The organism is Kitasatospora sp. NPDC091257, assembly GCF_044757675.1.
Lineage (GTDB): Bacteria > Actinomycetota > Actinomycetes > Streptomycetales > Streptomycetaceae > Kitasatospora > Kitasatospora lactacystinica.
Genome location: NZ_JBIVVI010000218.1, coordinates 1 through 9,494, shown reverse-complemented (window position 1 = coordinate 9,494; position 9,494 = coordinate 1). Strand labels below are relative to the sequence as shown.

The window sequence follows — 9,494 nt, the reverse complement described above, 5'->3', positions numbered from 1 at the left end:
GTGTGACTTAGTCGTCTTGGGGGCGCCGGCCTTTGGCGAGGCCAGCAACCCCGGGCCGCTTCCAGTGATCTCACCCACCGGTCTGCGGTCTTACGTGATCCGTCCGATTTGGCGATCGGACGAGGCCCGGAACGGGTCCCGGCTTGGCGGCCGGGGCCCGGGAAGGGCGCGGTGCGGTGCGGTTCTCCAGAACCAGGACCCCGAAGGGGGTCCGCCTTGCTGTACCGGCTCCGAGGAGGGAGCCGTCTTGCCGTACCCCCGCGAGGGGGCCCGTTGCCTTACCCACGTACGAGTAGGAGGGCTCTGTCATTTTGCAGGAGCTCAGCGCCCCTTTCCAGTCTTCCCATGTAGCGGCCGAAGGACGTGGTGTTCCCGGTTTGAGCTCGCGCGATGCGGGTGGGGAGGGGGAAGAGATCTTCTCCCCCGTTCCTGCCTTGGGATTCGTTGGCGGACCGGTTGGCGGACCGGTTGTCGAACACGCCACGCACGCTGTCGACAATGTGACACACATCACCCATGTGGGTGAGCGTTCCGATACCACACGACCGTGTCCGAACCACATGGGTCCGGCCGTCGCGGCCGTTCCCGGCCAGCGCCAGGAGCCGACCGACGTCGCGTCAGCGGGCGGCACGGTGGTGCCGAAGTCGGTCCAGCGGTTCGTGCCGTGCGTGCCGGTGCTGCCCCGTCTGCTGGTGCCGGCGGCGGAGCAGTGGGTGACGACTACCCGCGGCCGGGTCGCGCTGGACCCGTACAGCTGGATGCAGGCGGTGCACTGGGTGGTCGCGTCGGGCTGCTACCGGCCGTCGCGCTCGCACGGGCCGCGGGAGATGGGCCGTACCGCGATCCGGACCGCGCAGCTGCTCATGGAACTGTCGCCGTGCCGTCCGGGTGTGGACTACCTGGCGCGGAGGCTGGGCGTGACCGAGCGGACCGCGCAGTACCAGTTGGACATGCTGCGCGAGGCCGGTCTGCTCGCCTACATCGCCAGGGGCACCCGGGTCCGCGGTGAGAAGGCGAAGGCCTCCGAGTTCGCGCGGGTGATCCCGGCCGAGTTCGACGTCGCCCTGGGCGTCCGCGTCGCCGGGGAGGGCACCGGGCGGCGGGTGGTCGGGATCGCGGAGGCCGGGCGGGCGGCGATGGCGCTGCTCGGCAAGCGGGCCTCGCGCAAGGTCCGGGCCATCCGGTCGAAGACGTCCGCGAAGGGCACGGTGACGGCCGCTCAGGCCCCGTCGACCACCGCCTCGTCCCAGGTGTCACCGGCCGCTGACGGCACCTCAGCAGCAGTCGGCCGTTGCACCCCAATGGGGGGTGGTTGCTGTACTTCTGCTGCTAACGGTTGTACTCACCTCCCCTCTGAGACAGACGTCGCCAGCGGGAAGCCGAAGTCCACCACCGCGAAGAAGTCCACGAAGGACCGGGGCAAGCGCACCGTCAACCGCGTCGGTCGCCGCTACCAACTGGCCGCCGAGCTGGTCCGCCAGGTCGCGTGGCTGAGCCGCGCCCTGGTGCCCCGGATCGCCTGGGTCGTGCAGGAGGTATCGGACGCGGGCTGGACGGCGGAGGAAGTCGTCGCCTGGCTCTCCACCCTGGAGGAGCCCAAGCGCGGCACCTGCCGGCCCTCCGGCCTGCTCGCCCACCGGCTGCACGGCATGACCCAGATGCCCGGCTGGCGCACTCCGAAGGAGCGCGCCGCCCAGGTCGAGCACTGGCGCGAGTCCCGCTCCGCCGAGCGCGCCCGCCACGACCGCACCAGCTCGGAGTGGACGTTCACCGACTGGCAGGACCCGGCCACCCGCGCCGCCGCTCGCCTGGTCGACGACGCCTTCGCCCAGGTGCAGCAGGCCGGCGGCCCCGGCGCCCAGGAGCTGGAGCTGTTCGCCCAGGACCAGGACGGCCTGACCGACCTGCACCAGCTCACCCGCGAAGGCGTCCTCGAGCTGCGCACCCTCGGCCAGAAGGACCCGGAGATGGTCCTGATGGCCATCCGGGACTGCGGCGAGTCCTACGCCCGCCAGCTCTACACCCACGGCCTGGTCGACCAGGTCCTACGCCTGCGGCACACCGCCCGCATGGTCATCCACCAGCCCTGGAGGTCCGCGTGACCCAGCCGTCCACCAGCGGTGTCGACCTCGCCCGCGTCGCCCTCAAGGCCGCCCGCCAAGCCGCCCGCACCCGCGGCGCCGATGCCCCCGGCGGCCGCAGCTCCACCATCCGTCCGACCCGCCGCACCATGGTCCGCACCGGCGGCCGCGAACCGATCGGGCTCGGCGCCGCCCTGGCCGGCCTGGTCGCCGAACGGGCCTGGGACGCGCCCACCGCCGGCGGCGGCCTCCTCGACCAGTGGGCCACCATCGCCCCCGAACTCGTCGGCAAGGTCGTCCCCGTCCACTTCGACGCCCGCACCGGACGACTCGACCTCCAGCCCACCTCCCCGGCCTACGCCACCCAGCTGCGCCTGCTCGGCCGCCAGCTCGTCGCCCGGATCAACGGCAAGATGGGCCGGACCGTCGTACGGGACCTGCGGGTCCTGGCGCCCCGCGCCCTCGCCACCGGCCCCGAGCGGCGCACCGAGCACCACCAGGCCGTCGAGCAGCCCGAGCCCCCGGTCCGCACCCGCGACGACGCGAGCGCCGGCTACCACCGCGCGCTCGCCGAGATCCGCCGCACCGCCCCCGTCATCGACCCGGCGATCGCCGCCGCCATCGCCCGCCAGGAACAGGCCATCCTCCAGCGGCGCGAACCCGAGGACCAGTTCGCCCAGGGCCTCGCCGAGAAGGCCGACCAAGAGAACGCCGCCGCCCGCACCGCAGCCGCCACCAGCAGCCAGGCCCTCGCCGAACGCCGCGCCCGCCACGACAAAGCACTCCGAGTCAGCGCCGTCCCGCTGCGCCCGGCCCGGCCGCCAATGACCCTCAGCGGTGCCGCGTGACCCAGACCTGCGAAGTCCCGACTTGAGCAACCACCTGGTGCGCTATTGAAGGCCCGGCCATGACCCCGTGCCGCACATCGATGCCTGCCGGGCAATGCCAGCCCGGCCGCACATCGCCCGGGGTACGGTTCCGGGGACGGACACGCAGGAAATGGGGACATGCGATGCCAGTACTTCGGACGGGAAGCAGGCGCGAGGTCCTCGCCGACGCGGCGGTTCTCCTGGACAAGGAGCTGACACCGCAGGCCCGCCTCGCGTACGCGGTCCTCCTCGCCCAGGCCACCGCCGACTCCGAGCACACCTGGAACGAGCTGGCCGCCCTGCTCGGCGTCACCAGCGAGCAGTTGGAAGGCCTTGCCGAGGAGCTCGTCGCCGTCGGCGCGGTCGACTTCCTCATCCACGGCACGAGCAAGCGCCGCACCGTAACGCCGCACAGCTTCCGCCAAGACCGGCGACGGCAGGTCTGCACCCGCTGCGCCACGTGCGGGGCCTGCGCCTGCTACACCCATCCCGAGGGCGAGTGCGACCACTGCCGACACCGCGCACACCAGCTGCGCACCGCCGAAGAAGACATCGCCCGCTGGCGCGCCGAACTGGACGCTGGCGCCGTCTACGCCATCCCCACCAGCGGCACACGCCTGCACCGCTGGGACTGTCCCACCCTCCAGGGCCCCGAGGCCCGCCTCGCCACCCTCCTGGAACAACTGGCCATTGGCCCAGGTGCAGCCAGCTGGGAGCGGCTGCCGAAGCTGCTGACCACCGAGCAGCTACGCGCCCGCGGCTCCGGACGCCGACGCTGCGCCACCTGTGGCCCGGACCCGGTCGTCTGATCCATCAACCCGTCCCCGCCGCTACCCCGGCCACGCGGAGGACGGCGTCTACGTCGACCGGCTCGTCCAGGCCGGCGAAACCACCGCCCTCACCGACCCATTCCCCCTCGCTCTCAACCCAACCCGGAACACCCGCTACCTGCCCCCATTACGGGACCGGGCAGCAACCTCGGAACCGGCGCGGACCGCAGCCGAGGACCGCCGGCGCCAGGAAACCGCCGCCCTCGCCGTGCCCGCGAGCAGCGCGCACGCCACCACGCCGCCCTTGCCGTCGCCCGCGCCACCCGGGCCGGGGCGATCCCGCTGCGCACCGCCCGCCCGGCCCCGCCACGTACCGGAGCCGTGTGAGCCGCAGTCGGCCTCGCTCGTTCGGGGAAAGCCGGGACAACCGCGCGGTGGTGCGACAGGGTGGCCGCGACAACCCGTTCGCCGGCCCCGGATCGGGCCGCAGCAGATCAGCAGCGAGACGGACGCACGTGAGCGAGCAGGACCCGGACGGTGGCGGCCCGGCCTTCGAGGCGCCCCACGACCTGCGTGCCGACTGACCCAGGTGGCCAGCCAGTCCGCAGGTCCGGGATTGTCCGCTGACCGACCAATGAGAGGGATGAAGCAGTGGGGATCAGTGGAGAGGTGAGCGTGAGCGCTCCGGGGATCGAGATGCCCGACGTGCTCGTCACCTTCGGGATCGACTTCCCGCGTCAGCGCGAACGCCCGCTGAGGGAGGGCTACGGCCAGTCGGTAGAGCTGCCGGCGATGATCGACATCGTCGCCGCCATCGAGGCTGGCACCATCACAGCTACGGAGGCGCGCGAGTTGCTTCTGCGGCTCGCCGGTCAGCTGTACGACCGGTGGAACCTGCGCGAGCACGAGCAGCACGACGACCTTCTCGCCTGGTGCATCCGAGACGGCGGGTGCCCAGACTGCGAGAACTACGGCGACCGCTTCGAGCCGCACCTCGACGCCTTGGCCGAGCGGTGGCGTCGCTACAACACCCCGGACGAGTACCCGTTCACCGCGGGCCGCTCCGCAGGACTGCACGAGACGACCTGCCCCGTGGTGCGGCACACCATGCCGACAGAGTGGAGCCGACCGGTCGGCGAAGAGTACGTGCAAGAGCGCCGGCTCTTCTGCCACCGGCAGAACCTACGTTACGGCGGCACCGAAGCCGACTTCGAGTTCGAGCTGGCGGCGACGAAGACAGACAGCGGATGGACGGTCATGACCATCGAGGAAACCCGCGTGTGGGAGGCTCGGCACACCGGCCCGAAGGGCGGCCGGAAGTACCGGCGCTGCCAACGCTGCGCGCCGACGCCGTAGGACTGGCACCCGCCCGGCTGGCCGCTGGGCCTGCCACACGATGCGTGGGCCCAGTGGCCGTGTCAGTACTCGCCATCCATGTCGATCCAGATCCGGCCGTGGTGGTCGGTGTGAGCCGGGTAGATGTACCCGGCGACGGCCGCCCCGTCCGCGCTGTCCCGCAACCAGCCCGTGCTGCTTCCTCCCGCCGCGGGTGCCGTCAGACGAAGAGCGCCGAGAGCGCGAGGCCCAGCAGTATCGCGGAGGCCAGGACGCCCACGACCCAGCGCATACGGAACATACCTGGTTCGACCAGCGGCCACACCGCCAGCCCAACCAGGACAGGAGCCCAGACGGCCAGGGCGATCCGTACGGCGGTGTTCGGTCCGATACCGAGCCCAACAGCCCCAAGGTAGACGGCGCTCGCGCCCACCCCAGCTGCGAAGAAGCTGATGACGAACCACGCAGCTTGACGGCGCTTGTCGGCGTTCTCGGGAGTACCCAGGTGCCGGTGCGCGAAGGCGTGCAGCCGGTCGTGGACCGACGCGAGGACGGCTACCGGCACGGAGCGCGCCGTGACTCCCTGGCCGCTCACCGGCCCTCGCCCGGGCGCATCCCCTGGATCCCCTGGATCCCCAGGATCGGATACGCACCGGCCGGAGGAATAACCCGGTCGATCCTCATACCCGTGTCCATCCACTCATCCGGCCAGTCCGACTCGTGCTCGATCGTGATGGGCACAGCCTCGTGCTCAATCTCGTTGATCTTCCAAGCAACGACGGGCACCGTTGTGGAAACGCCCGTCTCCTTATCAGAGTCGGGAACGTAGCGGACCGTCCATCCCGGCTCCGCAGGAATGACAACGCCGTTCGTGCCACACCGGTAAACACCGATCAGTCCTTCGCGTCGCTCGGCCAGCCGGAGCCTCCCCTTGTCGAAGATGAGCGGATATCCGTCGGCGTCCCACGCCTCGACCGGGACTTTGATCACGGTGCTGGAGCCCTTGTACGCGGCGTAGAAGCCGGTGGGACTGAACTGGTACTTGCCTGACACGCTCATCTGCTCCCGTCGGTCGGAACCCGCCCACGAGGCTGTCCCAGACAGGCCTCCGACGCAGTGGGAATCGGAAGAATCGGCCGGATACAGACGTCCCGCTGCGCCCGATCCGGCTGGTCCCGCCGTGGACCAGAGCTGCGTGGCTGCAGCCGGCCTCGCTCGTTCGGGGAAAGCGGGACAACCGCGCGGTGGTGCGACAGGGTGGCCGCGACTTGGGCCGCAGCAGATCAGCAGCGAGGTGAATGCGCGTGAGCGAGCAGGACCCGGACAGTGGCCCGGCCTTCAAGGTGCCCCACGACCTGCGTGCCGAGCAGCTGCTCCTCGGCACGACGATGCGCTCCAAGGACGCGGTCGCCGACGTCGTCGAGATCCTGCACCCGGCCAGCTTCTACCGCCCGGCCCACGAGCTCATCCACAACGCGGTGCTGGAGCTGTACGCGGCCGGAGAGTCCACCGACCCGATCAGGGTCGCCGGGAAGCTGACCGAACAGGGCCTGCTGGCGAGGGCGGGCGGCCGGGACTACCTGCACAAGCTCGTCAACATGGTCCGCAGCACCGCCGAAGCCGAAGCCCTCGCCACCCTGGTCGAGGACAAGGCGCTGCGCCGCCGGCTGATCGTCGTCGCGGAGCGGATCGACCGCGCCGCCCACGCCGACGCCCCCACCACTGACCTGATCGACCAGGTCCAGGCCGAGGTGCACGCCGTGACCACCGGCCACAGCCCGAGCTGAATCGAGGCGCGCCCGCTGGCCGACATCATGGAAGGCGTCCTTGACGAAGTCGAGGGCATCGGCTCGTACATCGGCGCCCCAGCCGGCCTGCCCACAGGCCTGCCCGACTTGGACTTGCTGACCAACGGCCTGCACCCCGGTCAGCTGATCGTCCTGGGCAGCCGCCTCGTCCAGGGCAAGAGCACCCTCGCGCTCACCATCCTGCGGGCCTGCTCCTTCCGCAACGGCCTGCCCGCCGTGCTCTACAGCCTCGGCATGGGCCGCAACGAGATCGGCATGCGCCTGCTCTCCGCGGAAAGCCGCGTCCCGCTGCACCACATGCGCTCGAGCAACATGACCGACCGGGACTGGACCCGCGCCGCCACCCGCATGCCCGAGATCACCTCCGTCCCGCTGTTCATCGACGACGCCCCGAACCTCACCCTCGCCGAGATCCGCTCCAAGAGCCGGCGCCTCAAGGCCCAACACGGCATCAAGCTCATCGTCGTCGACTACGTCCAGCTCCTCGACCACGGCAGGCACAAGTACGGCAGCCGCTACGAGGACGTCAACGAGGTCAGCCGCCGCCTCAAGCTCCTCGCCAAGGAACTGCAGCTGCCCGTCATCGCGCTCTCCCAGCTCAACCGCGCGCCCGAGCAGCGCGCCGACAAACGCCCCCACATCTACGACCTGCGCGACTCCGGCACCCTGGAGGACGACGCGGACCTGCTCCTCCTCCTCCACCGTGACGACGTCTACGCGGCCGACAACCGGCCCGGCGAAGCCAACCTGATCGTCGCCAAGCATCGCAACGGCCCCACCGCGATCATCACCATCGCCTTCCACCCCACCATCTCGGCCTTCACCGACCCGGCCGACAGCGGCTTCGTCCCCCACCAGGCCGACGACCACGCCCGCGAGCACCGCGTACGCCACCGCGCGGCTCTCGCCGTCGCCCGCGCCACCCGGGCCGGGGCGATCCCGCTGTGCACTGGCCGCCCGGCCCCGCCGCGGACCGGAGCGGCGTGAGCCGCAGCCAGCCTCGCTCGTTCGGGGAAAGCCGGGACAACCAGGCGATGGCGGCGGAAGGCTGCTGGAGCGGCTCTACGGGGGTCCGATGATCACTGCTTCTGGTGGACGAGGTGGAAGTACAGGCCGCCCACCGCTGCAGCAATCCACGGAATCCACCCGAGCAGCGTCGTCCACCCGCCCAGCTCCCCCAGCGACACATTCGCGGTGATGCACGCACCGAGCACCGCCACCAACGAGCCGATGGTCGTCAGGGTCCGATGGGAGTCCTTGGCCGAGAGCGACGCCGTCGGACGCACCGTCTCGTCTGCGCCGCAGTGGATGAAGTGGTGGACGTGAATGGCGAATGCCGCCGCGACCACCGCCCATGAGACAAGGAGCGCGACCGTCCCGAAGAACATCCCGTTGCCGTGCTGGTACTCCGCCAGGTTGATCATGCACCCTCCGGTGTGAAGTCCCGGCGGCCGGCCACGAGGGCGGGTCCGGGCGTCGATGACCCGGCAGGAACGTACAGCCATCACCGCCGTCGTGAGCCTCGCGGGACATGACCCTGCTCCGGCCCGAAAGCGATCCGGACCACGCAGCGCTCCGTACCAACGCCGCCGCTCCCGCCCGCCCGGCTGGATCTGTCCGGGCAGTTCAGGACCCTGGACCGGCCAGGCGCACCGGTGAGCGGTCCCCGGCACCCCCGTGCCGGGATCGGCGGCCGGGCGACGTAGGTCCGTCAACAGCGTGCTGCGTGAAACCGCACCTTCGGGTGGAACATCGCAAGGCGGCCCGCCCACCCGACCGGGTGGGCACGACCATGACCCGCGTGAAAACCACCCGCTTCGCTCTGCGCACCGTCGTCCCGCTGCTCGCGGTCCTCCTCCTGACTGCTTGCGGAACCAACACGCCTCCGTCCCAGGACGCCCGACTCAGGAAGGCCGCCGGGGTCACCAACGTCTCGCTGATCATGCCGAACGGGCTCTGGAAGAAGACCAAGCCCCCTTTCGGGGACGTCGGCAACCGGAAGCCCACCGGCCTCGACGGCGACCGCGGCGCCCGCGGCCTGGTCCGGATCACCCTGTCGGGCACCGAGGTGGTCGAGTACATGAAGTACCTCGACGGCGAGGCCCATCCCGGTAAGTTCGACGAGGTGATGGGCCAGCCCGAAGAGGAAGCGGCGGGGCGCGTCTACGACGCGCTGGGCAAGGCTCTCGACACCATCCAGCCCGCCATCAGCTCGAACGATGCCGCACCCGAGGTCCTGATCGACGATACCTTGGCCACCACCGCCCCGTAGCCGCGCCCCACTGCGGGCTCGGCTTGATTCCAAGGGCCCTGCGGCCCGCTCTGGGAAGCGCGCTAGGTGGTCGCGGGGCCGGACCGAGGTGCGCGGTGTCAGACCCGAGCCTGCAGGGCCACCACTTGCCGAAGACTGTGTCGGACGCTGGGAGGGTAAGAAGTTTCTGACCTCCTGGCATGTTCGCGACCGAAAGATTGCAGGTCACAGACCCGTTCACAGACATCGCGCGAGGTCTAGCATTCCCGGCACGGCGGCCCCACCACAGCACCACCGGGCCGCCTAACAGAGCAGCCGCGCTACGTCCTCCCGGCGCTGCTGGCCTCCCATCGGCCGGGTCCTCGGGGAACACCCCCTGC

10 protein-coding genes are annotated in these 9,494 nt (G+C 70.8%); 7 read left to right on the top strand and 3 right to left on the bottom strand.

The features are described 5' to 3' along the window. Positions 1-560 precede the first annotated feature (560 nt). The 4 genes from ACIQOV_RS13210 (at position 561) to ACIQOV_RS13195 (ending at position 5,076) form a co-directional block, all read left to right on the top strand. Complete coding sequence (locus ACIQOV_RS13210; protein WP_401048166.1) at positions 561-2,102, top strand: transcriptional regulator; 1,542 nt, start codon at positions 561-563, stop codon at positions 2,100-2,102. After that, complete coding sequence (locus ACIQOV_RS13205) at positions 2,099-2,929, top strand: DciA family protein (RefSeq protein ID WP_401048164.1); 831 nt, start codon at positions 2,099-2,101, stop codon at positions 2,927-2,929. The genes ACIQOV_RS13210 and ACIQOV_RS13205 overlap by 4 nt, the downstream gene beginning before the upstream one ends. Positions 2,930-3,093: 164 nt before the next feature. Next, positions 3,094-3,759 carry a hypothetical protein gene (locus ACIQOV_RS13200; RefSeq protein WP_401048161.1) on the top strand — a complete coding sequence of 222 codons (666 nt, stop codon included), beginning with the start codon at positions 3,094-3,096 and terminating at the stop codon, positions 3,757-3,759. A gap of 636 nt (positions 3,760-4,395) precedes the next feature. Then, positions 4,396-5,076: a hypothetical protein gene (locus ACIQOV_RS13195; RefSeq protein WP_401048159.1), complete on the top strand. Its 681-nt coding sequence runs from the start codon at positions 4,396-4,398 to the stop codon at positions 5,074-5,076. A 199-nt stretch (positions 5,077-5,275) separates the two neighbouring features. On the opposite strand, the gene ACIQOV_RS13190 is transcribed toward ACIQOV_RS13195, so the two are convergent. Then, positions 5,276-5,620: a hypothetical protein gene (locus ACIQOV_RS13190; protein WP_401048157.1), complete on the bottom strand. Its 345-nt coding sequence runs from the start codon at positions 5,618-5,620 to the stop codon at positions 5,276-5,278. A gap of 26 nt (positions 5,621-5,646) precedes the next feature. Then, on the bottom strand, positions 5,647-6,108 hold the full coding sequence (locus ACIQOV_RS13185; protein WP_401048154.1) for a hypothetical protein: 462 nt from the start codon (positions 6,106-6,108) through the stop codon (positions 5,647-5,649). A 251-nt stretch (positions 6,109-6,359) separates the two neighbouring features. Here ACIQOV_RS13185 and ACIQOV_RS13180 point away from each other — a divergent pair, with 251 nt between their 5' ends. Both ACIQOV_RS13180 and ACIQOV_RS13175 read left to right on the top strand, forming a co-directional pair. Beyond that, entirely contained in the window at positions 6,360-6,842 is a 483-nt protein-coding gene (locus ACIQOV_RS13180) for a DnaB-like helicase N-terminal domain-containing protein (RefSeq protein WP_401048153.1), read from the top strand. 27 nt (positions 6,843-6,869) lie between these two features. Then, on the top strand, positions 6,870-7,850 hold the full coding sequence (locus ACIQOV_RS13175) for a DnaB-like helicase C-terminal domain-containing protein (RefSeq protein WP_401048151.1): 981 nt from the start codon (positions 6,870-6,872) through the stop codon (positions 7,848-7,850). Between the two features lie 92 nt (positions 7,851-7,942). Here ACIQOV_RS13175 and ACIQOV_RS13170 read toward each other — a convergent pair whose 3' ends face one another. Continuing rightward, positions 7,943-8,287, bottom strand: coding sequence for a hypothetical protein (locus ACIQOV_RS13170; RefSeq protein ID WP_401048148.1), 345 nt, complete (start codon positions 8,285-8,287; stop codon positions 7,943-7,945). Positions 8,288-8,664: 377 nt separating this feature from the next. On the opposite strand from ACIQOV_RS13170, the gene ACIQOV_RS13165 reads away from it, so the two are divergent. Further along, on the top strand, positions 8,665-9,135 hold the full coding sequence (locus ACIQOV_RS13165; protein WP_401048146.1) for a hypothetical protein: 471 nt from the start codon (positions 8,665-8,667) through the stop codon (positions 9,133-9,135). Positions 9,136-9,494 lie beyond the last annotated feature (359 nt).

Excerpts from the sequence above, each read along its gene's own strand:
- ACIQOV_RS13210 (WP_401048166.1), top strand. The coding sequence starts at position 561 with ATGGGTCCGGCCGTCGCGGCCGTTCCCGGCCAGCGCCAGGAGCCGACC.
- ACIQOV_RS13200 (WP_401048161.1), top strand. The coding sequence starts at position 3,094 with ATGCCAGTACTTCGGACGGGAAGCAGGCGCGAGGTCCTCGCCGACGCG.
- ACIQOV_RS13175 (WP_401048151.1), top strand. The coding sequence starts at position 6,870 with ATGGAAGGCGTCCTTGACGAAGTCGAGGGCATCGGCTCGTACATCGGC.
- ACIQOV_RS13170 (WP_401048148.1), bottom strand. The coding sequence starts at position 8,287 with ATGATCAACCTGGCGGAGTACCAGCACGGCAACGGGATGTTCTTCGGG.